Here is a 25,193-nt window from a genome sequence, read left to right on the forward strand (position 1 = left end):
GCCTAAGGATGAGAACGTCCCCCGTCACCTGAAAGAGAGCACACGACCTATGCCCATGGAATGGGAACAGCTGGCCACCGAACTCGATACCTATATGCCGCACCAGCCGTGGGCGCAAACGCTGGTCGGCATCGGCGTGCTGATCCTGACGGCGTTGTTCGTCCAGTGGGTGGTCGCGCGGGTGGTGCTGCTGCTGGCGCACCGGCTGCTGGTGGTCAGCGGCCACGAGGACTGGGACAAGGCGCTGCAGCGCCGTCGCGCCTATCAGAACCTGTGGTACGCGGTGCCGTTCGCGGTGGTGTCGGTGGGAATCGAACTGGTCCCGCACGTCGAGAAGGCGGCCACGCTGGTCGGGCGGCTGGCCCACGCCGGCGCCTGGATCTGCGTGTTCGTGGCGTTTTCCGGGGTGCTGAGCGCCTGGCAGGACACCTATTCGGCCACCACCCGGGCGCAGACCCGCTCGATCAAGGGCTATATCCAGATCAGCAAGCTGATCCTGATGGCGGTATGCACCGTGTTGGTGCTGTCGATCCTGATCGACCGCTCGCCGCTGTGGATGATCTCCGGCCTGGGTGCGCTGTCGGCGGTGCTGCTGCTGGTGTTCAAGGACACGCTGCTGTCGCTGGTGGCCAGCACCCAGCTCACCAGCAACGACATGCTGCGCATCGGCGACTGGATCGAGATGCCGCAGTCCAACGCCGACGGCTTCGTCAAGGACATCGCGCTGCATACGGTCAAGGTGCAGAACTGGGACAACACCGTCACCACGGTGCCGACCTACAAGCTGTTCTCGGAAAGCTACCGCAACTACCGCCACATGTTCGAATCGGGCGGCCGGCGCATCAAGCGCACCCTGCGCATCGACGCCAGCAGCGTGCGCTTTCTGACCGATGAGGAAGCCCAGCAGTTGATGCGCTTCCGGCTGCTGCACGACTACCTGCGGGTCAAGACCCAGGACATCGCCCAGGCCAACCAGACCATGGGCGAGCTGGCCAGCGTGCCGGCCAACCGCCGCCGCCTGACCAATATCGGCACCTTCCGCGCCTACGGCCTGGCCTACCTGAAGCAGAACCCCGAGGTGCGCCAGGACATGGCGATGATGGTGCGCATGATGGAACCCACCGCCGATGGCATTCCGGTCGAGGTCTATTGCTTCACGGCCGTCACCGCCTGGGTCGAGTACGAACGCATCCAGGGCGACATCTTCGACCATCTGCTGGCGATCCTGCCGGAACTGGGCCTGCGGCTGTACCAGCAGCCGTCTGGCGCGGACATCGGCGCCATGGGCAGCTACCTGCGCGAGGGCGCCGTCCAAGCGGCGCTGGCGGCCGAAGGCGCGCATCACCGGGCCGATCCGGAGCGCCTGGCGCCGCCGTCCGGCGCATGACGCCGTGAGATAATCGCCAGGTAGGATTCCCGGGGCCTGCAGCAGGCCCGTTTCGTGCAGTTCCGTATCAAGGCGCCCCAGGCGATGGATCCGATGTCGAACCCGTTCTTCAACCTGTATTCCCATGGCTTCGCCCGGGTCGCCGTGGGCGTGCCCGAGTGCAAGGTCGCGGACCCGGCCTTCAACGCCGCGCAGACCATCGCGCTGGCGCAGCAGGCGGCCCAGGGCGGCGCCGTGCTGGTGGCGTTCCCCGAACTCGGCCTGTCCGCCTATACCTGCGACGACCTGTTCCACCAGAAGGCCCTTCTGGACGCCTGCGAGGCGGCGCTGGACCAGGTGGCGCGGGCCACGGCCGAGCTGGATATCGCGGTCATCGTCGGCGCGCCGCTGCGGGTGGCGCACCAACTGTACAACTGCGCCGTGGTCATCGCCGGCGGCCGCATCCTGGGCGTGGTGCCCAAGAGTTTCCTGCCCAACTACAGCGAATTCTACGAAGCGCGCCAGTTCAGCGCGGCCGATTGCGCCGTCGCCACCGAGATCCGCCTGCTGGACCAGACCGTCCCGTTCGGCGCCGAGCTGCTGTTCCAGATGGAAAAGCTGCCGCTGTTCCAGTTCCACGTCGAGATCTGCGAAGACGTCTGGGTGCCGATCCCGCCGTCCTCGTTCGCGGCGCTGGCCGGCGCCACGGTGCTGGTGAACCTGTCGGCCTCGAACATCGTGGTCGGCAAGTCGGCCTACCGCCACCAACTGGTGGCGCAGCAGTCGGCGCGCTGCCTGGCGGCCTACATGTATACCTCGGCCGGCCGCGGCGAGTCGTCCACCGACCTGGCCTGGGACGGCCAGGCGCTGATCTACGAAAACGGCGAACTGCTCGGCGAATCCGAGCGCTTCCTGAACGAATCTCACCTGCTGTTTGCCGACGTCGACCTGGAGCGCCTGTCGCGCGAGCGCATGCACCAGACCACCTTCGGCCAGTCGGCGCGCCGTCACCGCGACGAAGTGCGCAAGTTCCGCCAGGTGCTGGTGCCGGTCGCGGCGCCGCTGGAGGACGCCGAGCTGCCGCTGGAGCGGCGCGTGGCGCGCTTTCCGTACGTGCCGGCCGACCCCCGGCGCCGCGATGAGCGCTGCAAGGAGGTCTACAACATCCAGGTGCAGGCGCTGGCGCAGCGGCTCTCGGCCAGCGGCATGTCCAAGGTGGTCATCGGCATCTCGGGTGGGCTGGATTCGACCCACGCGCTGCTGGTCTGCGCCCAGGCCATGGACACGCTGGGGCTGCCGCGCGCCAACATCCTGGCCGTGACCATGCCGGGTTTCGCCACCAGTACGCGCACGCTGCAGCAGGCGCGCCAGTTGATGGCGGTGGTGGGTTGCACGGCCTCCGAGGTCGACATCCGTCCGAGTTGCCTGCAGATGCTCAAGGATCTCGGCCATCCCTATGCCGCTGGCCAGCCGGTGTACGACATCACCTTCGAGAACGTGCAGGCCGGCGAACGCACCAACCACCTGTTCCGCATCGCCAATTTCAACAACGCCATTGTCATTGGCACCGGCGACCTGAGCGAGCTGGCGCTGGGCTGGTGCACCTATGGCGTGGGCGATCACATGTCGCACTACAGCGTCAACGCCAGCGTGCCCAAGACGCTCATCACGCACCTGGTGCGCTGGGTGGCCGAATCCGGCCGCCTGGGCGAAGCCGGCGCGGCGGTGCTGCTGGACGTGCTGGGCACGGACGTCAGCCCCGAATTGGTGCCGGGTGGCGATGATGGCAAGCCGACGCAGAAGAGCGAAGACACGATCGGGCCCTACGAGCTGCAGGATTTCAACCTGTACTACACCTTGCGCTATGGTTTCGCGCCGACCAAGGTGGCGTTCCTGGCGCTGGCGGCCTGGCGCGACCGCGATGCCGGCGCCTGGCCGGAAGGCGGCCACGTGGCGCGCAACCAATACGACCTGGCGGCGATCAAGCGCAACCTGAAGATCTTCCTGGACCGGTTCTTCCGGCTCAGCCAGTTCAAGCGCACCTGCGTGCCGAACGCGCCCAAGGTGGGCTCGGGCGGGTCGCTGTCGCCGCGCGGCGACTGGCGCGCGCCGAGCGATTCGGAGTCGGCGGTGTGGATGCGCGACGCCGACCGGATTCCCGACCAGACGCCGCCGGCCTGACCGGTCTGCGGGTTTTCCCGGCAGGCGAGGCGCCGGGCTTGGCGGGCCGGGCGCCGGTGGTATTCTCTCAATCATTGTGCCCTGGTCCGATATGTACCCCGGGGCGCCGCAACAGATCGAACAATCAGGACGACCAACGTGAAACAAGTCACCGCCATCATCAAACCCTTCAAGCTCGACGAAGTCCGCGAAGCGCTGGCCGAGGTCGGCGTCAGCGGGCTGACCGTGACCGAAGTGAAGGGGTTCGGGCGCCAGAAAGGGCATACCGAGCTCTACCGCGGGGCGGAATACGTGGTGGATTTCCTGCCGAAGATCCGCGTCGAGGTGGTGCTGCCGGATGACCAGGTCGAGGCGGCGATCGAGGCGGTGGTGAAGGCGGCTCGTACCGGCAAGATCGGGGATGGCAAGATCTTCGTGACGCCGGTGGAGCAGGCGATCCGGATTCGGACGGGGGAGAGCGACGAAGAGGCGCTTTGAGTTTGCGCTGGATTCGGTTTTGGGTTGACTGTCGGGGGGATCGTTATGGTCTCCCCGAAGTTTTTTGGGGCGGGCGGTTGCGTTCTTGAGGCGCCCGGCGCGCAGGCGCAGCGGGTGCGGGCGCCAACGATTGCGGTCCGGAGCGTTCGCTCCGGACTGCCCCTTCGTCATCTTCGTTGTCGCCTTCGGCGACTGCCTCTCAAGAAACTCCACTTAAGTCATTGATACCTCATTGGTTTCTCCTGAGGCGGTTAACGGCACCAAGCTGTAGCCCATGGTCTCTGCACGTTTTGTCAGGTGATGCAGGACGCGTTGGCGGTGGCGTTCTTCGTAGTACAGCTCACCTTGGTCGACGTATTCGGACCCTTTGGTCAGTAGGGTGTAAATCAGTCGAGCCAGTTTGTGCGCGGCTGCGGTGATGGCGCGCCGCTTGTCCAGGCGAGCGCACAGCCTTCGGTAGTAGGCGCCTAAAGCGGACTGGCTGTGACGTAGCGCCATTGCCGCCAGACGCAGGGCCTGTGCGGCGCGGTTGGGTGAGCGTTTGGTGGCGCCGTTCAGAACCTTGCCTCCGGAGATGCGTGTGCCCGGGCACAAGCCTAACCACGAAGCGAAGTGCTTGGCCGAAGGGAAGCGGTTCATGTCCGGACCGACCTCGGCCAGGACGGTAAAGGCAGTCATCTCGTCGATGCCGTTGATGCGGGTCAGGTCCACGCCGCACATGGCAAATAGATGCGTGCGCAGATCGAAGGCCATGGCCTTTTTGGGCCAGCGGCGCTGCGACTTGCCCGGATCGCCGTCATGGCGGTGCAGTTTGTGCAGTTCGGCTTGGATGTGCTGATCGCAATCGTTGAGCAGTTGTTGATAGGTGTCGTACAGGGCCAGCGCTTGCCGCAGCGCGAACAAGTGCTCGTGACGCCAGTTGCCTTGCAGCGCGGCAGCGATATCGTCCTCGCTGGCCTTGACCTGGCGCTTCTTCAGGCGGGCCAGTGCATGCGGGTCGCGCTCGCCACCGACGATGGCGCGGATGATGGCCTGACCGGTGACCCCGACCACGTCCGACAGCACTTGCGTGAGCTGAATGTTCATCTGGGCAAGTGCCTTCTGCATGTGCTGCACGTGGCGCACCTGCGAGGCAAGCAGCATCTCGCGCTGGCGCGAGAACTCGCGCAAGACGCAAATCTCGTCAGAGGGACGGAAGGCGCCGGCCAACAGGCCATAGCTCATGAGCTGTTGCAGCCACTGGCAGTCCAGGACATCGGACTTGCGGCCCGAGACGTTCTTCACGTGACGGGCGTTGACCAGGTAAACGGTGAAACCCTGGCTATCGAGCAGCTCATAAAGCGGGATCCAGTAAACGCCGGTGGACTCCATGGCCACGGCGGTAACGCCGCAGTCCTTGAGCCATTGCGCTAGGCGATACAAATCGGCCGTAAAGCTCTTGAACTCGCGGACAGGTTGGTCGTCGCGGTCATGAGGCACGGCAACGAAGTGGCTGGCCGACCCGATGTCGATGCCCGCGGCATCGGGATGGGCCAGGCTTAGGGTTGCATCGGACTTGCGAGGTGACATGGCTTGCTCCATCATCGCTAACGGAATGCCGCCAGGCATGGGTACGTCGTTGTACTCACTCTCTCAAACGGGATGCACGCGCTAAGCGTGTGCTCGCCAATGTCGGTGACGTCACCCGGGGCCATGCTTCAGTACGGGCGTGGGCAAACACGCACCATTGGAAGGTCGGTCTTTACCTGAGCGGCATTCCACCTTGCCACAGGTGCAGCCACGAAGACAGTTTCTTCGTCACGGGCGTCGTGAATGACGACTATTGGGCTTCAGATTCCCTCGGGCGCATCGACGGCGCCCGCACCCGCTGCGCCTGCGCGCCGGGCTCGCACCATTGAGAAATGAAGCGCTGCTGCGGCGGCTGCCTGCGTGGGGGGTGCGGGGCCCGCCCGGGACGGCCGCGCGGGCGGCCGTCCCGGGCATACGCGGTGGAGGGGCGTTGGGAGGGGGGCGCTTCGCGCAGGGGGCAAGAGAGAGGGGATGGGAGGACGGCGGCTTTTGGGGCGCTGCTATTTCTTTGGTGCGCGGGCCTTTCTGCTTGTTTGCGCGCGGCTGCTTCGTTCGCTGCGTCGATGTGCCTGCTGGCGTTCGTGTTTGATCTGTGAGGCCCGCGGGTGGACGCGGGCCTTTTCCTTTTGTGCGTCTAGCGGATCAGTTGATTCATTTCGAGGATCGGCATCATCACGGCCAGCACGATCAGCAGGACGAAGCCGCCCATCAGCAGGATGAGGGCGGGTTCGAGCAGGGCGGTCATGGCCATGGCGCGGCGTTCGAGGTCGCGTGAGAGGTTCTGCGCGCCGCGGTCCAGCAGTTCGGGGAGCTGGCCGGTCTTTTCGCCGCTGGCGATCAGGTGGATGAGGAGCGAGGGGAAGGCTTTCTGCGCGGCCAGCGAGGCTGACAGGGAGGCGCCTTCGCGCACGCGCGCGGCGGCTTCGTCGACGGCGCCGCGCAGGACGTCGTTGCCGAGGGTGCGGCGGGCGGCGTCGAGGGCGGTGAGCAGGGCGACGCCGCTGCCGCAGAGGATGGCCAGGGTCGAGGCGAAGCGGGCGGCGTTGACGCCGAGCACGAAGCGGCCTGCCAGGGGCAGGCGCAGGACGCGGGCGTGCCAGGCGCGGCGGGTGGCGGGCGCGCGCAGGGAGTAACGCCACAGCACGATGGCCAGCGCGATGACGGCGCCGGTGGCCAGGCCCCAGTCGCGCACGTAGTCGGACAGCGCCAGCATGATGCGGGTCAGCAGCGGCAGTTGCTGCTTGGCGTGGTTGAAGGCGGATACCACCTGCGGCACGACGTAGCCCAGCAGGAAGATCACGATGATGACGGAGACGCAGGCCACCACGGCGGGATAGATGAACGCCGTCATGACCTTGCTGCGCAGCGTGTTGCGTTCTTCGATGTAGTCCGCCAGTTTCTCCATGACCTGCGCCAGGTCGCCGGATTCCTCGCCGGCGCCGATCAGGGCGCGGTAGATCTCGGGAAAGTCGCGCGGGCGCGAGGCCAGCGCGGTGGACAGGCGATGGCCGGCGCGGACATCGTCGCGCACGCCTTCGAGCGTGGCGGCGATGTGTTTCTTCTCGGCCTGTTCGAGCGTGGCGCCGAGCGCGGCGTCCAGCGGCAGGCGGGCGGCCAGCAGGCTGGCGAGCTGGCGCGTGAGCCAGGCCAGGTCGGCATCGGACAGCCGCGTGCGCAGCGCGGCGCCCAGGCCTTCGACGCGCGCGGCGGGGGTGGTGGACAGGGGCAGCAGGCCGCGGCCGCGCAACTGGTTGCGGGCGCCGCGTTCACTGTCGGCGTCGATCGTGCCGTGCACGATCTTGCCGAGCGCGTCAGTCGCTTCGTAACGAAAGGATGGCATGGTGGGAAGGTGGCTCGGGGCCGTCGCCGATTGGCGGAAAGGCCCGTAAATCAAGGCTTTGCAGCCCGTCACCTTGCCTCTGGATTATGACCGTAGTGTTGCAGTGTCACCCCGTATACTCCGACGCGCTTTCACGTTTTTTCACACGACTTCACGTCTCAGGCACATCTCGTCATGCGTCATCTCGCGCAACTCAGCCTTGCGGTCTTGCTAGCGGCAAGCCAACTCGGACCCGCGGCCAGTCTGGCCCATGCTCAACAGGCGGACAATCGTGTCAGCCTGAACTTCGTGGACACGGACATCCCCGCCGTGCTGCGTGCGCTGTCGCTGTTCACCAAGCGCAATTTCCTGGTGGATCCGCGTGTGAAGGGCAAGCTCACGCTGGTGTCGGACCGGCCGGTCGATAGCGGACAGGCGCTGTCGATGTTGACCGGCGCGCTGCGGTTGCAAGGCTTCGCGATCGTCGATGTGGACGGCGTGACCCGCGTGGTGCCGGAGGCCGACGCCAAGCTGCAGGGCAGCGCGGTGGTGGGCGATCCGCGCCCGGCGCCCGCCGCCGGCGGCGCGGGCAAGGCGCCGGTGCCGGTCGCGGACTTCGCGCGCGGCCGCTCGGGCAATAGCGGCGAGATGCTGACGCGGGTGTTCCCGCTGAAGTACGAGAATGCGGCCAACCTGGTGCCGGTGCTGCGCCCGATGGTGCCGCCCAACAACCCGATCAACGCGTATCCCGGCAACAATACGCTGGTGGTGACGGACTATGCCGACAACCTCGACCGCATCGCGGCCGTGATCGCGCGCATCGACGTGCCCAGCTCGATCGATACCGACGTGGTGCCGGTGCGTTCGGGCATCGCCTCCGACATCGCCATCCTGGCGTCGCAATTGCTTGACACGCAGAGCAGCGATCCGACCCAACGCATCGCAGTGGTGGCCGATCCGCGCAGCAACAGCGTGCTGGTCCGCGCCGGCAGTCCGGCGCGCACGCGCCTGGCGCGCGATCTCATCACCAAGCTGGACGCGCAGCAGAACCGCGCCGGCAACCTGCACGTGGTCTACATGCGCAACGCGCAGGCCACCCGTATCGCCGAGGTGCTGGGCGGGCTGCTGGCCGGTCAGGCCAATTCGGCGCCCGGCGCCAACACCGCTGGCGCGGGCGGCAATTCCGGACAGGCCGGCGGCAATCGCCCGTCGCAATCGTCCGGTGGCGGCGCCAATCCCGCTTCGGGCCTGGGCATGTCGTCCAATACGCCAGATGGGTCCGGCAATGGCAAGGGCGGCCTGTCCGGCGACCAGGACCGCATCGCGCGGGATGACTCGGGCAATCAGGCCGTGTCCTACTCCGCCGGCGGCGCGACGATCCAGGCGGATCCGGCCACCAACTCGCTCATCATCGCGGCGCCCGAGCCGCTGTACCGCAGCCTGCGGGAAGTGATCGATCAGCTCGACCAGCGCCGTGCGCAGGTGCTGGTCGAAAGCCTGATCGTCGAGGTCAGCGAGCAGGCGGCGGCCGAATTCGGCATCCAGTGGATGACCGGGGCCGGCAACATCAACAGCGGCGGCACCAGCTTCATCGGCGGCACCAACCTTGGCGGCAGCGGCCTGTCGGGCAAGGGCCCGACCTCGATCGACGCGCTGGGCGGCGGCCTGAGCCTGGGCGTGGTCAAGGGCACGGTTGACGTGCTTGGCAACAAGGTCATCAACCTGGGCGTGCTGGCCCGCGCGATGCAGAACAGCGGCGAAGCCAACATCCTGTCCACGCCGAACCTGCTGACGCTGGACAACCAGTCTGCCAGCATTCTGGTGGGCAAGACGGTGCCTTTCGTGACCGGCCAGTACGTCACTAGCGGCAGCAATGGCAGCTCCAATCCGTTCCAGACCATCCAGCGCGAGGACGTCGGCCTGAAGCTGAACATCCGGCCGCAGATTTCCGAAGGCGGCGCGGTCAAGCTCGACATCTATCAGGAAGTCAGCAGCATCGACGAGAGCAGTTCGTCGGCGACCACCGGCATCGTCACCAACAAGCGCGCCATCGACACCAGCGTGCTGATCGACGATGGCCAGATCATCGTGCTGGGCGGCCTGCTCGAAGACAACGTGACGCTGACCTCCAACAACGTGCCGGGCCTGAGCTCGATTCCGGTGCTGGGCTCGCTGTTCAAGTACGACAGCCGCAAGCGCACCAAGACCAACCTGATGGTGTTCCTGCGGCCCTACGTGGTGCGCGATGCGCGCCAGAGCGCGGGCGTGACGATGGACCGCTACGACTACATGCGCCGCGCCCAGGGCGGCGCGCAACCGGGGGACCACTGGCTGCTGCCGAACATGCAGGCGCCGATGCTGCCGCCGCCCGGGTCGGCGCCGTCGGTGTCCAACAATGCCTATGACATGCGTCCCGACCAATTGGCCGAGACCATGCGGCGTCCGCCGCCCACGACGGTCGAGTCGTTCGCGGTGCGCCAGTACCCGGCGGCGCGCCAGACCAGCGATCCGGCGCAGCCGATCCGCGCCAGCCTGCCGCTGGGAGTGAGCGTGGCGCGCGATCCGTCCTCGCTCTACGGCGAAGCCGAGAGCGCCAGCGCGACGCTGCAGTTCGCCTCGGTCAAGACGCGCGCCGAGGCCGACCGCATCGCCCAGCGGGTGCAGGCCAGCGGGCTGCAGGCCTACGTGCAGACGGGGCCGGGCGGCATGGGTTACGTGGTGCGCAGCCAGGTGTCCAAGGACCCCGGCACGATCTCCACCGCGACGGCGCTGCTCAAGGAACTGGGCTTCAAGGGCGAACTGGTCTCGCATCTATGAGCGCGCATCCCTTGCCCTACGCCTGGGCGCGCGCGCAGCGGGCGGTGCTGTCGCTGCGCGCCGGCCACGCGCAATTGACGGTCAGCCCGCGCACGCCCGAATGGGCGGTGCGCGAGATCCAGCGCTGCCATGGCGACATCGCCGTGGCGCGGGTGGACGACGACGCCCTGGAAACGCTGCTGGCGGCTGCCTACAGCCACGCCGAGGACGCCGCCTCGGTGATGGGCGTGGCCGAGAACGAGATCGACCTGGACCGACTGCTGCAGGACATGCCCGAGGTTGCCGACCTGCTGGATGCGCAGGACGACGCGCCGGTGATCCGCATGATCAACGCGCTGTTCGCGCAGGCGGCGCGCGACGGCGCCAGCGATATCCACATCGAGCCGTTCGAGACCCATTCGGTGGTGCGCTACCGGGTCGACGGCACGCTGCGCGACGTGGTCTCGCCGCGCAAGGCGCTGCACGCGGCGCTGATCTCGCGCATCAAGATCATGGCCCATCTGGACATTGCCGAAAAGCGCCTGCCGCAGGATGGCCGCATCGCGCTGCGGGTAGGCGGCCGGCCGATCGACGTGCGCGTCTCGACCCTGCCCACCGGGCATGGCGAGCGCGCGGTGCTGCGCCTGCTGGACAAGGAAGCCGGCCGCCTGCGGCTGGAGAAGCTGGGCATGGCGCCCGGCGTGCTGCGGCAACTGGACCGGCTGATCCGCCAGCCGCATGGCATCGTGCTGGTGACCGGCCCGACCGGCAGCGGCAAGACCACCACGCTGTACGCCGCGCTGAGCCGGCTGGACGCCTCCACCAGCAACATCCTGACCGTGGAAGACCCGATCGAGTACGACCTGCCCGGCATCAGCCAGACCCAGGTCAACGCCAAGATCGACATGAGCTTCGCGCTGGCGCTGCGCGCCATTCTGCGCCAGGATCCGGACGTCATCATGATCGGGGAAATCCGCGACCTGGAGACCGCGCAGATCGCGGTGCAGGCGTCGCTGACGGGCCACCTGGTGCTGGCCACGCTGCACACCAACGACGCGGTGTCGGCGGTGACGCGCCTGACCGACATGGGTGTGGAGCCGTTCCTGCTGTCCTCGTCGCTGCTGGGGGTGCTGGCCCAGCGGCTGGTGCGCAAGCTGTGCGCGGCCTGCAAAAAGCCGTCGATGCGGGACGGTGCGAGGGTATTCCAGCCGGTGGGCTGCGAAGCCTGCAACCATACCGGCTACGCCGGCCGTTCCGGCATCCATGAACTGTTCACCGTGGATGACGAGGCGCGTCGCCTGATCCACGAAGGCAGCGACGAGCGCGAACTGCGCCGCGCCGCCAGCGCTGCCGGCATGTTCAGCATGCGCGAGGATGGCGCGCGCTGGGTCGAAAGCGGGGAGACCTCGCCGGAAGAGATCCTGCGGGTGACACGCGACGCCTAGCCGGCCACGCCATGGCGGCCGGGCCGTCCCTGCCGGCAGGCGGGGCGGTGCGGGTGTCGCGTGGCATGCAGCGCGCCGCGTGACCGGCGGCGGCCAATGCGCGCATGGCGCGCCCGTCGCGCCCGGCGCGGCGGCGTCACGGGCCGGGCGCGACGGGCGCAGCCGGCGCCGTTGCGCAGCGCGCCGTGAGGCGTTGCAGATCCGCCGTGGACAGCGCGCCGAGCTGTCCGTCGCAGATGTGGGCGGCGCGGGTCGCCACCGTGAATGGCAGGGCGCCGCCCCGGTTGCCGGCGGCGCGCATCAGGGCGAGGACATTGCCGCCCGGACGCAATACCGGCAGAGTGATGTCGTGGCGCCGCGCGAATTCCGTGGCGACGGCCGGCGTATCGGTGCTGACCAGCAGCACGGCCCACGCCGGATGGTCGGCGGCGAAGGCCTGCAGTCGCGGCAGCTCGGCGACGCACGGCGGGCAGTCGCGGCTCCAGAAATTGACCAGGACCGGGCCGTCCAACGCCGCCAGCCGCACGAAGCGGTCGCCGGCCAGCGTTGGCAGCGAGAAGTCCCAGGCGCGCCCGGCCGGCAGAGGCGACCCCGGCGGCGACTGGGCGCCCGCCATGAGCGGCGCGGCGCACAGTGCCAGGCAGGCGTGCAGCAGTCCGCGGCGCATCAGAAGCTGATCTTGGTGCCGGCGTACAGGTAGCGCCCGCGGCTTGGCCCCCACAACTGCGTCACGTCGATATCGCCCGCGCTGTCGACGAACAGCGGGCTTTCCTTGTCCGACTGCTTGTAGTCGAACACGTTGTCGACACCGGCGTAGAAGGTGAAGTTCTTGTTGATGGCGTATTCGCCGCGCAGGTCGAGCGTGAAGAAACCGGGACTCTTGTCGCGCTTGGGCGTGCCGTCGAGGTTGTAGCGGTTCGGGCCGTCCGAGCCGTCGCCGTGGAACTTGCGCAGGTTCATGGGGCCGGTCCAGACCAGCTTGGCGTTCAGGTCGAGGCTGCCGCGGTCGTAGTCCAGGCCGAGGTAAGCCTTGGCGTATGGCCGCGCGAAGATCAGCGAGCCCGCCGGGAAGCGGTAGTTGAAGCCTTCGGCGGCGGCCATGACCGACAGGGCGGGCGTGACCAGGTAGGACAGCGTCACGTCTACGCCTTGCACGATGACGGATTGCCGCGCGCTGCTGAACACCGTGATCGGGTCGCCGTTGGCATCTATCTGGCTCGGATCGAGCATGGCGAAGTTCTTGATGCGGTTGTAGTTGTAGGAGCCGGTCACCGCCAGCCGGTCGTCGGCGTAGTTGAGCGCATAGCTGGCGTTCAGGGACTCCTCTGGCTTGGTGATCCGCCGGTCGATGCGGATGGTGTTGAGGATGCCGTGCTCCTGCTCGAAGAAGCTGGTGGGCGCGCGGAAGCCCTTGCCGATGCTGAAGCGGCTGGAGAGCTCGGCCGTGTGGTGATAGAGCGCGTTCAGGCGCGGCGAGGTGATGCCGCCGAAGACGTTGTGGCGGTCATAGCGCACGGAGCCGTTGATTTCCAGCGCGTCGTCCAGGAAGGCGCGGTAGGCCTGCACGAACAGCGCGGGCGTGCGATAGGCATAGTCGTCGACGCCGCGCACGGCGGTGCCGTCTTCCATGCTGCCGTGGCTTTTCAGGTCTTCGTAGCGGAAGTTGGCGCCGGTGGTGGTCAACCAGCCGGCGATGGGCGTCTGCCAACTGGCTTCGGCGTAATACTGCTTCTGGCGGGCGATGTAGGTGGCCAGCTCGTAAAAGCTGTCCTGCTTGTGCTCCGCCGCGCCGACGGCCAGGCGCAACAGGCTGTCGCCGAAGTGCTTTTCACCGGTGGAGATGAACTGCACGCGATCCGTGAAGATGATCTCGGACATGCCGCCGCGGCCGCCGCGATCGCCGTCCGGGCCCTCGTCGTAGTCAACGATGGTGCCGTCTTCCGGCCTGACCCAGCCGTTGCGGTCGGGCGAGCCGTGTACGCCGCCGCTCCAGTTGAAGGGGTTGCCCGTGGTGCTGTGCTTGATGGCTGAATAATCAGTACCGAGCGCGCCGCCGCCGCGCTTTTCGTTGACCACGTCGATCCGCCCGCGGACCTTGAAGCCGCCCGCGTCGTCCAGGAAGAAGCCGATGCCGCCCAGCCTGCGGTCGTAGCCGGTGTATTCCGAGATGCCGTTGTGGTCGGCGTCGACCGAGTCGTGCTTGTTGTAGTTGAGCGTGGCGGTGATGGCGCCGCCCTCGAACGGTCGCGCCAGGTAGGCGTCGCCCTGGCGCGAACCGTAGCTGCCGATCTGCGCGCGGGCGCGGTTCTCGGCCTCTGTGGGGCGCTTGGTGACGATGTTGACCGAGCCGGACAGGGCTTCCGGGGCGATCAGGCTGGCGCCTGCGCCGCGCGCGACGTCGATGCGCTCGACGCCGTAGACGCTGACGCTGTCCAGTCCATAGGCCGACGATACCGAGGAGAAGATCGGCACGCCGTCGATCATCATCGTGGTGTAGCGGCCGGGCAGGTTGTTCAACAGCACGTTGCGCACATTGCAGATCGAGCATTCCACCTGCACCGCGATGCCGGGATTCTTGTCGAGCGCTTCGTTGATGTTGGTGGCGCCGGCCTTGGCGATGGCGCGTTCACTGATGGATTCCGTCTTGACCAGTTCGTCGCGCAAGGCGCCGGGCCGCATCGAACCCTGGTTGGAGCGGTCGATGACGGTGATGGCGGGTAGCGTGGCGGTGTTGTCGGCGGCCGATGGGGCCTGGGCCTGGGCGGCGCCGGCGGTGGTCAGGGCCGCCGCCAGGGCGGCTAGCCGGAAACGGGACGGCGTGCGAGAGGAGAAGACGGAAGGCATGGCGGGAGGCATCGGGCGAACGGTTTCCTGGTGCGAACGATCGGGCGGCGGACGCAGCGCGTCCGCGCCGCGGCGCGTTCAGTTGATACAGGAGGGGACCGTGAGGCGGGATGGCATGCCCATGGGATGACGCGGATCTGTCGTGATGCAAAGAATTCAAAACGTTATGGTTTATGAAAATTTGCGTCAACGTCAGCCGGTCTGATAGTGAGCGGTGCGCCGCGGCGAGGGCGTCCGCCAGGGCCGTGACACTGAAACTACTTGCCGATGCCGAAGACCACCACGTCGTCGCTGCGCCGGCCGAGGGTCGACATCAGGCCGTCGAGCGCGCTGCGCTCGGCCTCGCTGGTCCCGGCCGCGAAGGTCGCCTGGCCCTGAAAACGCACGCCGCGGGCATTGACGCTGCCCTGGCCTGTGACCGCCAGCGGACCGCTCTCGGTGCTGAGCGCCAGCGTGGCGCCGGCCCGGCCGTTGCCGCGCACCCGCAGTACGTAGGTGCCGACCGGGGCCACGGGTGACAAGGCGGTGGCGGCGTCGCGCCAGCGCAGTTCGGCCAGGGGCGCGTCGGGCAGGGCGCCGCCCAGGCGCAGCGTCTGCCAGTCGAGTTCCAGCGTGCCTTCGGGCGCCAGCGTGTTCCAGGGCGCGCCCAGCGCCGGCAACACCGTGGCGGGCAACCGCAGCGATTGCGCCGACAGCGACAGGCCGTCCCAGCCCAGGCCGGCGCGCACCGGTCCACGCAGCCAGGGGTGCGACAGTTCCAGCGTCAGCGATGACCAGCGCCACTGCCAGTGAAGGGCCAGCGGCAGCATGCGGCGCGCGCCGGGCGGGCCGAGCGCCAGCCAGGCGCTGCCGTTCCAGACGGTGCCGGCGGCGTCGGCCAGCGCCACCGGCGCGTCGGCGGGCAAAAAGGCCAGCAGCCAGCGCGCCGGTAGCACGGCGGCCGCGGCCGTGAGGGCGCAGGCGGCGCAGGCCAGCGCCAGGCCGCTGCGCCTGGGCAGGAGGCGGGGGCGTCGCGGCGGACGCATCAGGAGCGGGCCCGCGGGGCCGGCAAGGCCAGCTTGATGATGCCGTTGACCAGGCCGGGCAATGGCCGGCCATTGACGTTGGCGGCGCGTGTCAGCTCCACCTGCCTGACCGCCAGGCCCCAATCGCCGGCGGCATGCTCGAGCCATGGCAGCAGCGCCGAAGAGGGCACTTCGGTCACGACCAGCGTGACGCTGTCGCCCTGGCCGGGATGATCCAGCTTCCAGTGGTCGGCCGGCAGGCCCGCGCGTTCGAGGCTGGCGCCGATGTCGGCGACGGCCGGCAGGGCGGCGGCCGGCGCGGCGGCCCTGCCGCGCAGGGCCATCGCCTGCGTGGTGATGGCCGCCACGGCGGCGGCCTGGCTGCGCAGGCGCGGCAGTTCCTCGCGCAGCTTGCGCACCGAGTCCAGCGCGGGTTCGACCAGCAGGGTGAAGACCAGCATCGCGCCCAGCAGGGCGCCGGCGCCGTTGACCAGCCGCCGTTCGCGCGGCGCCAGGGCCTGGTATCGCTGGCGCGCGCGGTCGGCGGCCGGCGCCAGCGAGGTGAGGACGGCGCGGCAGGCGGCGTTCAGGCGTTCAGTGGGCGTCATGGTTGGCTGCGCGTGATGCGCCAGGTGTTGTCGGTGTCGCCGCGTTCCAGCTTCAGGCCCTGGGAGGCTGCCTGCTGGATCAGCGCGGGCGTTTCGGCCACGCGCTGGGCCTGGGCGCCGGCATCGGCCAGTTGCAGGGTCAGCGCCTGGTCGGCATAGGACAGGCGGGCGACGTTGTCGGCGGCGAACGGCAGCGCCTGGGCGGCGGCGCGCGCCAGCGGCAGGAAGTCGCCGGCGTTGGCGCCGCCGCGGCGGGTCTGCAGCGCGTCCAGGCCTTGCTGCGCCTGGCGCGCGGGGTCCAGCACCACCGGCAGTTCGGGAAACGCCGCCAGCACCTGGCGGCGCATGCCGTCGCGCAGCGACTGCGCCTCGCCGCGCAGTTGCGCCGCATGCAGGTTCAGGCCGCCGATCCAGACCGCGGCCGCGACGGCGCTCCAGCGCCAAGCCGGCCGCCAGCGCGACACGCGCGCCGGCGCCAGTTGGGGCATCGCCAGCGACCATGAAGGCGACGGCGCCTGCCAGCGCGGGTCGGCCGGATCGCGCAGAGGCGTCGTGTCGTCCGGCGCCAGCGTCTGCGGCGCGATCAGGGCGTGGGCGCGCAAGCCCTGCGCGTTCAGCAGGCCCCACGCACGACGCACCGGTTCGCGCGGCGCCCAGGCCAGCGCCACGTTGCCGTGGGCGTCGCGCGGGCCATGGCCGATCGCCAGGTCGTCCAGGTCGCTCAGCACCAGCGGCTCCAGCGCGCCGCGCACCGCGGCGGCGAAGCGGGCCTTGGCCACCGCCGGCACCTGGACGGTGGCGGCGATGACGTCGGCCGGGTGCAGCACGGCCTCGCAGGCGGCCTGCGGGTAGGCCTGGCCCAGGGCGTGCAGCGTCAGCTCGCCCTGGCGCGCGCAGCGGCCGCGGCGATCGAACCAGGCAAAGGGCAGCAGCGAGCCCGGGCCGAGTTCGGCGAGTGGGGCCAGCGCGATACGCAAGGAATTCTTCAAGGGGCTTCTCTTGTCCAGATGGTGTCGGGCGCGGCGGGCGGCGCGCTGCGTATCAGCGCCTGCATCGAGACCCGCGCCCGTTCGTAGACGACGGCGCCGCTGGCCAGGAACCAGCCGCTGGTCGTGCTGACGGCGGGCGCGGGCGTCTTGACGCCGGTGGCGGCCAGCCGGTTGGCGAAGTCGCCGGCGTTGTTGAACCAGTTGCCGCGGTCGCGTTCGCCGGTGATGGCGCGGGCCTGGCTGAGCGACAGGCCCGTCACCAGCGCGGCGATGACTTCGGGCGGCGCGGTATTGACGTTGACGTTGGTGGCGCTGGGCAGCACCGTCATCGTGCGCCGCAGTTCGCCGCGAGCGGCGGGCTCCAGCCCCAGCAGCGCGGCCACGTCGTCGATGCCGCGCGGCAGCGGCGCGCGCGCATCCGGCGCCTGGCCGCCCTGGGCCGGCGTGGGCGCGCCCGCGGCCGGCGCCGGCGGCTGGCTGGCGGCGATGACCTCGATGATGCGTCCCGCCAGCGTGTCCGGCAGGCGCAGAGCGCCCAGCAAGCGCCGCAACACCCGCTCCTGTTCCGGTTGCGGCACGCCGTTGCTGGCCAGGTTGGTCAGGTTGTACTTGCCCTGTTCGTCCTGCACCTTGCCCGAGAACACCGCCACGCGGTCGTCGCCGGGGCGCTCGATGCGGGTGTCCAGCACCGGCGTGGCCCAGATCTGGTCGCCGCGGGTGGTCGACTCGCGCTTGCCGTGATCGCGCACCACCAGGCGGGCCCAGTCGATGCCCCCGGCCAGCAGCATGCGCGCCTGCACCCGCGCCATTTCGTTCTCGATGCGGCGCGTGCTGGCGGTCTGGCGCTGGAACAGACTGGTGGTCAGCGCCGCGACAATGGCGACGATGATCAGCGCGCTGACGACGGCGGCGCCGCGTTCGCGCGGCGGGGCCGTTTTCATGGCAGCTCCAGGATGCGGCTGTAGCGCCGCGCGTCGCCAGCCGGGCCCCGGTCGAGCGTGATCTCGATGCCGCTGGGCGTGGCGGAAAATGGCGCGCGGGTGTCCATCCAGCCCGCGCCCGGCACCCAGCCGCGCAGCGTCAGCGCGCGCACGCCGGGCAGCAGCAGCGCGCCATTGCCGACGGGCGGCAGCGGTCCCTGTTCGGCCGGCGGGCCGCTGGCGCGCCACAGACCGTCCTTGCGCACCGACCATTGCACCCGTTGCCAGCGGCCGTCGCCATCCGCGGCGGGCCGCAGGATCTCCAGGCGCTGCGCGCCGGCGGCGTCGCGCAACAGGCGCACGCCCGTCGTGAAGACGTGCGCGTCGATGCCCGGCGCGGCGAACGACGGGCCGTTGTAGGCCAGTTCGACATCGCGTCCCATCTGGCCGAGCGTGCGCACGATGGCGTCGGTGTCGTCGGCCTGCTGCGCGATCCAGTCGCGCGCGCTGGAGACGCTGTCCAGGCCGCGCCAGGCCATCAGGCTGACGAGCGCCATCAGCGCCAGTGCCACCAGCACTTCGATCAGGGTGAAGCCCGCCTGGGCGCGGGCGCGGGCGCGGCAGCGGCAGGCGGTCATCGCAGGCTCGACAGCAGGCCGTCCAGTTGCAGCAGGGCCGCGCCATTGCCCGCGTCGCGGACCTTGACCGACACCTGGCGGAAGCTGCGGTTCAGGGAATTGGTGAACACCAGTTCGCATTGCAGCGCCAGGCCGCCTTGCGGACAGGGAACGGTCTGCGAACCGGCGCGCGGCAGGGTCTGCTCCAGCCGCAGTTGGGTCAGCGCGTTCTGCGCGGCCAGCAGCGCCAGCGTCTTGTCCTGCAGCGCGCGGTTGTTGGCGGCCATGACGCCGGTGGCGCGCAAGGCCGCGCCCATCGCCACGGCGATGATGGCCAGCGCCACCAGCACCTCGATCAGGGTGAAGCCACGCTGGCGTCGGCGCCGCGGGGGGCGGATGGGAATAAATTCAGCGGATCTCATAGCGTCCGGCGGCGTCGCGCGTCACCGTCACGAGCGAATCGCCCGCGCGCAGTTGCACGCTGAACGGGTCGGCCACCCATTCGGTGTTGAAGACCAGCGGACGGTCGGGCGACAGCCGCAACCGCACCTGGCGCGCCAGCCAGGCCTGCGGGCGCAGGGCCTCGTCGCGCTCAAGCGTGTCGACGGGCAAGGGCGTGTCGTCCTGGGCGGAGGGGGCATTGGAGCGGCCCTGGCGCTCGAACGACCAGCCGCCGCTGGCGGGCTGCCAGCGTATCGATCGGCCATCGCTGCGGGCTTCGCCTTCGGCCACCGTGAAGGCGTCGACCAGGCGTTGCGCGTCGTCGCGCAACGGGTCGGCGCGCTTGCCGATGGACAGGCTCACCATGCTGGCGGCGATGGCGACGATCACCAGCACCACCAGGACTTCGACTAGCGTGAAACCGCGCTCAGAGTTCCCACGAACCGATGTCGGCATCGCCGCCTTCCCCGCCGGGCTTGTTGTCGGCGCCGAACGAGAACACATCGATGTCGCCTTTGACGCCGGGATTCAGGTATTGGTACGGATGGCCCCAGGGGTCATTGGGCAGCTTGTCCAGGTAACCACGCCAGTTGGAGGCGCCTTCCGGCTTTTCCGCCAGCGCGCGCAGGCCCTGGGCGGTGGTGGGATAGCGGCCGTTGTCCAGTCGGTACAGCTTGAGCGCCTGCATGATGCCGGCGATGTCCTGGCGCGCCGCGACCTGGCGGGCCTGGTCGGGACGGTCCAGCACGCGCGGCACGATCAGGGCGGCAAGAATCCCCATGATCACGATGACCACCATGATCTCGATCAGGGTGAAACCTTGCTGGCGGGCGAGCCCGCGCGATGACTGTCGCACTTCACGACTCCGGTATTTCAGTGAGAAGCGTGCGATTGTGGACATGAAATATGACAGCAATATGAGGCGCGGGGATCACTTGGCGGCGCGGGTGATGCCGCCTTCCGGCGCCGGCGAGGCGGGCGCGGCCAGCCGGCTGGGCCGGCCGCCTTGCTCGACCGTGACGGCGTCGGCGCCGACCTCCTTGAGCACGATGCCCGGCGCGACTTCGTCGCCGACGCGCCAGGCCGCGGGCGGGCCGCCGTCGACGCTGAACACCGCGGCGCCGTCGGCGCCGGCGGCGATCACGCCGAGCACGCTGATCTGCGTGCGCAGCACTTCATCGCGGCCGAACCACAGCGCCACCGGCATGTTGTCGGCGGCGCGCGGGGGCGGCGCGGATACGGCGGCGGGCAGGGCGGGGGGCTTGGGCGCGAGCAGCACCGCGCCCCAGGCACCCAGCCCGGCGGCCAACGCCAGCATGGCAACGACACGGCAGACGGCGGGAGCCGCGGGCGGGGACAGGCGCAGGGACAAAGGCATCAATGAAACGGCGGAAAGAGGATTGGCGCGCAAGCGCCACGATGCGCCCGACTCTAACAGCCGATCGTGACAAGTCCGCGAAAGCGCGTGGGCCGCCTGCAGGGGACCGGCTGGCTGGTCCCCTGGCTTTGTTGCCGTCTGTATCGCACTGGGAAAAAAAGCTGATCCGTCGATCAACGATTCCTTTCTTTGCTTCATCGGTCGTTCACCTTGCGACGCCACTATGTGGGCCACTCACAAAGCGGGTTTGGAAAGGGAAAGACATGCAGGTATCGAATTGGAAGCGCTGGGGCGTCGCGTTGGCGACCCTGGGCGCGTTGGCCGGTTGTGGCGGCGACAAGAGCGACGACGACACGCCGGCGCCGGCCGCGCAGGCGGGCGGCGGCTCGGCCGCCAAGGTGTTGTTCATCGGCGTGGACGGCCTGACCTATGACGCCTATCGCCAGGGTGCGGCGGACAAATCCCTGCCCAACCTGGCGCAATTGACGGCGACCCGGTCGTGGACCGGCGGCGTCACCGGCGCGGTCACGCAACAGCCGACGCTGTCGGCGCCCGGCTGGGCCACGCTGCTGACCGGCCAGTGGGCGGACCAGCATGGCGTGCGCAGCAACGCGCTGGGCCAGGCGCCCAAGACCCCGACGCTGTTCCAGCGCGTGCGGACGGCCAAGCCCGCCGCGCGCACCGCGGCGGCATTCAACTCGTCGCTGCTGGCCAGCCTGACGGGCAATGACCGCGACGCGGGTTTCCTGCAGAGCCTGACGGACTGCGGCGGCGTCGACGATTGCGTCGCCAGCCAGGCGCGCGACCGCATCACCGAAGGGTATGACGTGGTGCTGGCGCAGTTCGGCGCGGCCGAGCGCGCCGCCGCGAGCGGCGGTTTCGGCGCCGGCTACCAGGCGATCCTGCGCCAGACCGACGCCGCCATCGGCGCGCTGCTGGCGCAGGTGGCCGATCGCCGCAATACCCATCCGGACGAGAACTGGCTCGTGGTGGTGGCCTCCAGCCATGGCCTGGATCGCACCGGCGGCAGCGACGGCCTGCCGCTGTCGCTTAACAAGACCACGCTGCTGGCCATGAACCGCCCGCAGATGCTGGGCGGCAGCGCCGACGACGCCTCGTTCGACGGCGCCTGGAATATCGCCTGGTACGGTCTGCCCAGCGGCGCCGACGCCGCGCCGACCATCCTGGCGCACCTGGGCGCGTCGCCCGCGGCCGGCCAGTACGACCTGGCGGGCGCCTCGCTGTTCGAGCCGGTGGCGCTGCGCCGCGCGACCAGCCGCACGTCAATGGACAACAAGAGCGTGGCGCTGAACTGGACGCGCGTCGGCACGCCCACCGGCGAGATCGTGATCACCCGCGACGGCACGGAAATCGCGCGCCTGCCGGGCACCGCCACCGACTACGCCGATACGGGCTTCACCTTCACCACCGAAGGGCTGCATGAACTGAACTACGCCATCTCGGTCGGCAACGCCGTGACGGCGGTGCGCGCCACCGTGGTCTACACGGCGCCGGTGCCGTTGCTGCCGTCGCTGCGCACCGGCCTGGCGATGCTGTTCCCGTTCGAGGGCAACCTGACCGACAAGGCCGCCGGCGGCGGCGCCATCACGCCGTACGACGGCGTCCAGGCGCCGGCGTTCAGCGACCGCGGGGTGTTCGGCAAGATGTTCCAGAACCAGCGCTCGGGCGATCCGACCGGCGCCTTCAGGCTGGACTATCCGGCGGGCCTGCTCGACAGCGTCCAGGCGTTCACCATCGGCTTCTGGTACCAGTCCGATGGCACCGCCAACGACCGCTCCATCCTGGGCAACAAGGACTACAACTCCGGCGGCAACCCCGGCATCACCATCGCCCAGTGGGCTGGCCCCGAGCTGCGCTTCAACCTGGCCGGCGGCAGCCGCGTCGACATCAACGGCGTGAAGTTCACGGCCAACAAACCGGTCTACGTGGCGATGGTCATCGACAAGACCGCCAAGACCATGGCCGCCTATGTCTACGACACGGAAATGGGCTGGTTCAGCCGCTCGATTTCCACAGGCGCCGTCAACTTCGCCCAGATCGCCGGGGTGTTCGGCCCGCACCTGGGCCTGAACGAAGACGGCAAGGGGACCTACGGCGTGTGCTGCGCCGGCACCAAGGGCCCCTACACCATGTATTTCGACGACCTGGCCTTCTGGTCGCGCGCCCTGACCGAAACCGAGGTCAAGTCGCTGGCCATGTCCGGCAAATCGGTTTCCGAATTGTTCCCCTGATGTCCCGAGGATAGACACGACATGAATACCGCTTCCCCGATCCTGCGCGCCTTCCTGCGCCTGGGCGCCATGCTGATGCTGGCCGCCACCTTGACCGCCTGCGGCGGCGACAAGGACGACGACGACACCGGCAGCCAGCCCGACACGCCGACCCAGCCCGCCAAGCCCCTCCTGCGTTGCGCGCCCTGACGCCGCGCCATTTTTCAGCATTCAAGGAAACGCATCCGTGACGTCCCATAAAGAACCGATCCACGCCGGCAAGCGCCGCTTCCTGCGCAACGCCGCCGCCTCCGGCGCCGGCCTGACCGCCTTGTCGATGTTCCCGCCGGCCATCCGCCGGGCGCTCGCCATTCCCGCCAACAACCGCACCGGCACGATCAATGACGTCGAGCACGTGGTCATCCTGATGCAGGAGAACCGCTCGTTCGACATGTACTTCGGCTCGTTCAAGGGCGTGCGCGGCTTCGGCGACCGCATCACGGTGCCGCTGCCCCAGAACCGCTCGGTCTGGGAACAGACCAACGGCACCCGCGTAGTGCTGCCGTATCACCTGGACAGCACCAAAGGCAACGCCCAGCGCGTGTCAGGCACCCCGCACGACTATCTCGACGCCCAGAACGCCTGGGACGGCGGCCGCCTGTACCAATGGCCGCGCTACAAGCAGAACCAGTCGATGGGCTACTACACGCGGCAGGAGCTGGCGTTCCAGTATGCGTTGGCCGAGGCCTTCACGCTGTGCGACGCGTACCACTGTTCCTCGCACGGCGGCACCAACACCAATCGCCTGTTCCATTGGACCGGAACCAACGATCCGCTGGCGCAGGGCAACGGCCCCTCGACCCGCAACCAATGGGACGACCTGGGCCCGTCGACGATCGGCTGGACCTGGAAGACGTATCCCGAGCGCCTGCAGGAAGCCGGCGTGAGCTGGAAGGTCTACCAGAACCTGCCGGACAATTTCACCGACAATCCGTTGGCCGGCTTCCGCCAGTTCCGCAAGGCCTATGAGCTGGCCGGCAATGATCCCAATGTCGACCCCAACCCGCCGGCCTGGACGCCGGCATCCGAGGCCGCCAACCCGTTGTACAAAGGCACGGCCAACACCATGCCCGATGGCGGCTTCCTGCAGGCGTTGCGCGACGACGTGGCCAACGGCGCGCTGCCGCAGGTGTCGTGGATCGTGGCGCCCGCGGCCTATTCCGAGCACCCCGGCCCGTCGAGCCCGGTGCAGGGCGCCTGGTACATCCAGGAGACGCTCAACGCCCTGACGGCCAATCCGGACGTCTGGAGCAAGACCGTGCTGCTGGTCAACTTCGACGAGAACGACGGCTTCTTCGACCATGTGCCGTCGCCGGCCGCGCCGTCGCTCAATCCGGACGGTTCGATGGCGGGCGCCTCGACCATCAACACCGACCTGGAACGCCACGTCAAACCGTCGCTGCAGGACGCGGCCGACAACCGAGTGTACGGTCCCGGTCCGCGCGTGCCGATGTACGTCGTCTCGCCCTGGAGCCGCGGCGGCTGGGTCAACTCGCAGGCCTTCGACCATACCTCGGTGCTGCGTTTCCTGGAGGCGCGTTTCGGCGTGGCCGAAAAGAACATCAGCGCCTACCGCCGCGCGGTGCTGGGCGACCTGACCTCGGCCTTCAACTTCGCCACGCCCAACAATGAGCAACTGCCCGACCTGACGCTGCTGACCAAGGCCCAGGCCGACCAGACCCGCGCCGATCAGCAGGCCCTGGCGCAGGTGCCGCTGCCGGACACCAGTACCCAGGTCAAGCCTAAGCAGGAAACCGGCGTGCGCTATTCGCGCGCGCTGCCCTACGAACTGCACACCAGCGGCCGCGCCCAGCCCGGCACCAGCGCCATGTGGCTGGTGTTCGCCAACACCGGCCGCGCGGCCGCGGTGTTCCACGTCTATGACCGCCTGCACCTGGATCGGCTGCCGCGCCGCTACGCGGTCGAGCCGGGCAAGCAATTGGAAGGTAGCTGGGACGCCGCCGCGGACGGCGGCAAGTACGACCTGTGGGTGATGGGCCCGAACGGCTACCTGCGCCATTTCGCCGGCGACCTGGCGCTGGCCCGCACCGAGCAGTTGGGCGCGGAAATCCGTGTCTGCTACGACATCGCCAACGGCGACGTCTATACCAGCTTCATCAACAACGGCAAGAAGGCCTGCACCTTCGTCATCACGCCCAATGCCTACTACACCAACAACGAGAAGTGGACGTTGACGGTGCCGGCGGGCAGCCAGGTCGAGCAGTCGTGGTCGCTCAAGGCGAGCGGCGCCTGGTTCGACTTCACCGCGCGCCTGAACGAGGATCCGGCCTATCTCCGCCGCTTCGCCGGCCGGGTGGAGACGGGCAAGCCGTCGGTCACCGATCCGGCGATGGGCCTGTAAGCGCGCCCCCCCGCGGCGGACCGGCAGCGGCCGCGCCGGGCGCAATGCCCCGCCTCGCTCCCGCCCGGGGCGCGAGGCGGGGCGTG

The 25,193-nt window shown here is 68.9% G+C and carries 21 protein-coding genes; 8 read left to right on the forward strand and 13 right to left on the reverse strand.

The genetic code is table 11. The features are described 5' to 3' along the window. The first annotated feature begins 55 nt into the window (after nucleotides 1-55). The 3 genes from ACUDCK_RS10945 (at nucleotide 56) to ACUDCK_RS10955 (ending at nucleotide 4,024) form a co-directional block, all read left to right on the forward strand. Nucleotides 56-1,387 (forward strand): mechanosensitive ion channel family protein, encoded by a 1,332-nt coding sequence (locus ACUDCK_RS10945; protein WP_054504113.1) that lies wholly within the window; start codon nucleotides 56-58, stop codon nucleotides 1,385-1,387. Nucleotides 1,388-1,480: 93 nt separating this feature from the next. Continuing rightward, nucleotides 1,481-3,547, forward strand: coding sequence for an NAD(+) synthase (locus ACUDCK_RS10950; protein ID WP_064523773.1), 2,067 nt, complete (start codon nucleotides 1,481-1,483; stop codon nucleotides 3,545-3,547). 138 nt (nucleotides 3,548-3,685) lie between these two features. Further along, entirely contained in the window at nucleotides 3,686-4,024 is a 339-nt protein-coding gene (locus ACUDCK_RS10955) for a P-II family nitrogen regulator (protein ID WP_006386376.1), read from the forward strand. A gap of 213 nt (nucleotides 4,025-4,237) precedes the next feature. Here the strand turns inward: ACUDCK_RS10955 and ACUDCK_RS10960 are convergent, their stop codons facing one another. Next, nucleotides 4,238-5,593 (reverse strand): IS110 family transposase, encoded by a 1,356-nt coding sequence (locus tag ACUDCK_RS10960; RefSeq protein WP_049073553.1) that lies wholly within the window; start codon nucleotides 5,591-5,593, stop codon nucleotides 4,238-4,240. A gap of 634 nt (nucleotides 5,594-6,227) precedes the next feature. Beyond that, nucleotides 6,228-7,433, reverse strand: a complete 1,206-nt coding sequence (gene gspF / locus ACUDCK_RS10965) for a type II secretion system inner membrane protein GspF (protein ID WP_175167482.1) — start codon at nucleotides 7,431-7,433, stop codon at nucleotides 6,228-6,230. A 174-nt stretch (nucleotides 7,434-7,607) separates the two neighbouring features. On the opposite strand from gspF, the gene gspD reads away from it, so the two are divergent. Both gspD and gspE read left to right on the forward strand, forming a co-directional pair. Further along, complete coding sequence (gene gspD / locus ACUDCK_RS10970) at nucleotides 7,608-10,229, forward strand: type II secretion system secretin GspD (RefSeq protein WP_175167481.1); 2,622 nt, start codon at nucleotides 7,608-7,610, stop codon at nucleotides 10,227-10,229. Next, entirely contained in the window at nucleotides 10,226-11,653 is a 1,428-nt protein-coding gene (gspE, locus tag ACUDCK_RS10975; RefSeq protein WP_054504116.1) for a type II secretion system ATPase GspE, read from the forward strand. Before gspD ends, gspE begins: the two co-directional genes overlap by 4 nt. Nucleotides 11,654-11,789: 136 nt before the next feature. On the opposite strand, the gene ACUDCK_RS10980 is transcribed toward gspE, so the two are convergent. The 11 genes from ACUDCK_RS10980 to ACUDCK_RS11030 all read right to left on the reverse strand — a co-directional run bounded on the left by ACUDCK_RS10980 (nucleotide 11,790) and on the right by ACUDCK_RS11030 (nucleotide 20,454). Beyond that, complete coding sequence (locus ACUDCK_RS10980) at nucleotides 11,790-12,320, reverse strand: TlpA disulfide reductase family protein (protein ID WP_116793304.1); 531 nt, start codon at nucleotides 12,318-12,320, stop codon at nucleotides 11,790-11,792. Then, nucleotides 12,320-14,497 (reverse strand): TonB-dependent receptor plug domain-containing protein, encoded by a 2,178-nt coding sequence (locus ACUDCK_RS10985; protein WP_175167480.1) that lies wholly within the window; start codon nucleotides 14,495-14,497, stop codon nucleotides 12,320-12,322. The genes ACUDCK_RS10980 and ACUDCK_RS10985 overlap by 1 nt, the downstream gene beginning before the upstream one ends. A 257-nt stretch (nucleotides 14,498-14,754) precedes the next feature. Beyond that, nucleotides 14,755-15,522 (reverse strand): type II secretion system protein N, encoded by a 768-nt coding sequence (gspN, locus tag ACUDCK_RS10990; protein ID WP_175167479.1) that lies wholly within the window; start codon nucleotides 15,520-15,522, stop codon nucleotides 14,755-14,757. Then, nucleotides 15,522-16,109 carry a type II secretion system protein GspM gene (gene gspM / locus ACUDCK_RS10995; RefSeq protein WP_175167478.1) on the reverse strand — a complete coding sequence of 196 codons (588 nt, stop codon included), beginning with the start codon at nucleotides 16,107-16,109 and terminating at the stop codon, nucleotides 15,522-15,524. Before gspM ends, gspN begins: the two co-directional genes overlap by 1 nt. Beyond that, complete coding sequence (gene gspL / locus ACUDCK_RS11000; protein WP_175167477.1) at nucleotides 16,106-17,098, reverse strand: type II secretion system protein GspL; 993 nt, start codon at nucleotides 17,096-17,098, stop codon at nucleotides 16,106-16,108. Before gspL ends, gspM begins: the two co-directional genes overlap by 4 nt. Beyond that, nucleotides 17,095-18,039 (reverse strand): type II secretion system minor pseudopilin GspK, encoded by a 945-nt coding sequence (gspK, locus tag ACUDCK_RS11005; protein ID WP_175143088.1) that lies wholly within the window; start codon nucleotides 18,037-18,039, stop codon nucleotides 17,095-17,097. Before gspK ends, gspL begins: the two co-directional genes overlap by 4 nt. Beyond that, the gene (locus ACUDCK_RS11010; protein WP_175167476.1) at nucleotides 18,036-18,656 is read right to left on the reverse strand and encodes a prepilin-type N-terminal cleavage/methylation domain-containing protein; all 621 of its coding nucleotides are present in this window, start codon (nucleotides 18,654-18,656) and stop codon (nucleotides 18,036-18,038) included. Before ACUDCK_RS11010 ends, gspK begins: the two co-directional genes overlap by 4 nt. After that, nucleotides 18,653-19,057: a type II secretion system minor pseudopilin GspI gene (gene gspI, locus ACUDCK_RS11015; RefSeq protein WP_175167475.1), complete on the reverse strand. Its 405-nt coding sequence runs from the start codon at nucleotides 19,055-19,057 to the stop codon at nucleotides 18,653-18,655. Before gspI ends, ACUDCK_RS11010 begins: the two co-directional genes overlap by 4 nt. Further along, complete coding sequence (gspH, locus tag ACUDCK_RS11020) at nucleotides 19,044-19,532, reverse strand: type II secretion system minor pseudopilin GspH (protein ID WP_054504125.1); 489 nt, start codon at nucleotides 19,530-19,532, stop codon at nucleotides 19,044-19,046. Before gspH ends, gspI begins: the two co-directional genes overlap by 14 nt. Beyond that, on the reverse strand, nucleotides 19,504-19,875 hold the full coding sequence (gspG, locus tag ACUDCK_RS11025; RefSeq protein WP_240317415.1) for a type II secretion system major pseudopilin GspG: 372 nt from the start codon (nucleotides 19,873-19,875) through the stop codon (nucleotides 19,504-19,506). Before gspG ends, gspH begins: the two co-directional genes overlap by 29 nt. Before the next feature lie 132 nt (nucleotides 19,876-20,007). Next, on the reverse strand, nucleotides 20,008-20,454 hold the full coding sequence (locus ACUDCK_RS11030) for a type II secretion system protein N (protein WP_054504127.1): 447 nt from the start codon (nucleotides 20,452-20,454) through the stop codon (nucleotides 20,008-20,010). A gap of 263 nt (nucleotides 20,455-20,717) precedes the next feature. On the opposite strand from ACUDCK_RS11030, the gene ACUDCK_RS11035 reads away from it, so the two are divergent. From ACUDCK_RS11035 to ACUDCK_RS11045, 3 genes are read left to right on the forward strand one after another with little or no spacing between them, the layout of a single operon-like run. Continuing rightward, nucleotides 20,718-22,706, forward strand: coding sequence for an alkaline phosphatase family protein (locus ACUDCK_RS11035; protein ID WP_175167474.1), 1,989 nt, complete (start codon nucleotides 20,718-20,720; stop codon nucleotides 22,704-22,706). Nucleotides 22,707-22,727: 21 nt separating this feature from the next. Next, entirely contained in the window at nucleotides 22,728-22,895 is a 168-nt protein-coding gene (locus tag ACUDCK_RS11040; protein ID WP_167517661.1) for a hypothetical protein, read from the forward strand. Nucleotides 22,896-22,932: 37 nt separating this feature from the next. Beyond that, nucleotides 22,933-25,107 carry a phosphocholine-specific phospholipase C gene (locus ACUDCK_RS11045; RefSeq protein WP_116793297.1) on the forward strand — a complete coding sequence of 725 codons (2,175 nt, stop codon included), beginning with the start codon at nucleotides 22,933-22,935 and terminating at the stop codon, nucleotides 25,105-25,107. The last annotated feature ends 86 nt before the right edge of the window (nucleotides 25,108-25,193 follow it).

It is taken from the genome of Achromobacter sp. CF-sbj1-Ac2-l (assembly GCF_052698165.1).

Bases quoted from the DNA above. Each gene is read 5' to 3' on its own strand.
- ACUDCK_RS10945 (WP_054504113.1), top strand. From the start codon at position 56: ATGGAATGGGAACAGCTGGCCACCGAACTCGATACCTATATGCCGCAC.
- ACUDCK_RS10950 (WP_064523773.1), top strand. From the start codon at position 1,481: ATGTCGAACCCGTTCTTCAACCTGTATTCCCATGGCTTCGCCCGGGTC.
- ACUDCK_RS10960 (WP_049073553.1), bottom strand. From the start codon at position 5,593: ATGTCACCTCGCAAGTCCGATGCAACCCTAAGCCTGGCCCATCCCGAT.
- gspF (WP_175167482.1), bottom strand. From the start codon at position 7,433: ATGCCATCCTTTCGTTACGAAGCGACTGACGCGCTCGGCAAGATCGTG.
- gspD (WP_175167481.1), top strand. From the start codon at position 7,608: ATGCGTCATCTCGCGCAACTCAGCCTTGCGGTCTTGCTAGCGGCAAGC.
- gspE (WP_054504116.1), top strand. From the start codon at position 10,226: ATGAGCGCGCATCCCTTGCCCTACGCCTGGGCGCGCGCGCAGCGGGCG.
- ACUDCK_RS10980 (WP_116793304.1), bottom strand. From the start codon at position 12,320: ATGCGCCGCGGACTGCTGCACGCCTGCCTGGCACTGTGCGCCGCGCCG.
- ACUDCK_RS10985 (WP_175167480.1), bottom strand. From the start codon at position 14,497: ATGCCTTCCGTCTTCTCCTCTCGCACGCCGTCCCGTTTCCGGCTAGCC.
- gspN (WP_175167479.1), bottom strand. From the start codon at position 15,522: ATGCGTCCGCCGCGACGCCCCCGCCTCCTGCCCAGGCGCAGCGGCCTG.
- gspM (WP_175167478.1), bottom strand. From the start codon at position 16,109: ATGACGCCCACTGAACGCCTGAACGCCGCCTGCCGCGCCGTCCTCACC.
- gspK (WP_175143088.1), bottom strand. From the start codon at position 18,039: ATGAAAACGGCCCCGCCGCGCGAACGCGGCGCCGCCGTCGTCAGCGCG.
- ACUDCK_RS11010 (WP_175167476.1), bottom strand. From the start codon at position 18,656: ATGACCGCCTGCCGCTGCCGCGCCCGCGCCCGCGCCCAGGCGGGCTTC.
- gspI (WP_175167475.1), bottom strand. From the start codon at position 19,057: ATGAGATCCGCTGAATTTATTCCCATCCGCCCCCCGCGGCGCCGACGC.
- gspH (WP_054504125.1), bottom strand. From the start codon at position 19,532: ATGCCGACATCGGTTCGTGGGAACTCTGAGCGCGGTTTCACGCTAGTC.
- gspG (WP_240317415.1), bottom strand. From the start codon at position 19,875: ATGGTGGTCATCGTGATCATGGGGATTCTTGCCGCCCTGATCGTGCCG.
- ACUDCK_RS11030 (WP_054504127.1), bottom strand. From the start codon at position 20,454: ATGCCTTTGTCCCTGCGCCTGTCCCCGCCCGCGGCTCCCGCCGTCTGC.
- ACUDCK_RS11035 (WP_175167474.1), top strand. From the start codon at position 20,718: ATGCAGGTATCGAATTGGAAGCGCTGGGGCGTCGCGTTGGCGACCCTG.
- ACUDCK_RS11040 (WP_167517661.1), top strand. From the start codon at position 22,728: ATGAATACCGCTTCCCCGATCCTGCGCGCCTTCCTGCGCCTGGGCGCC.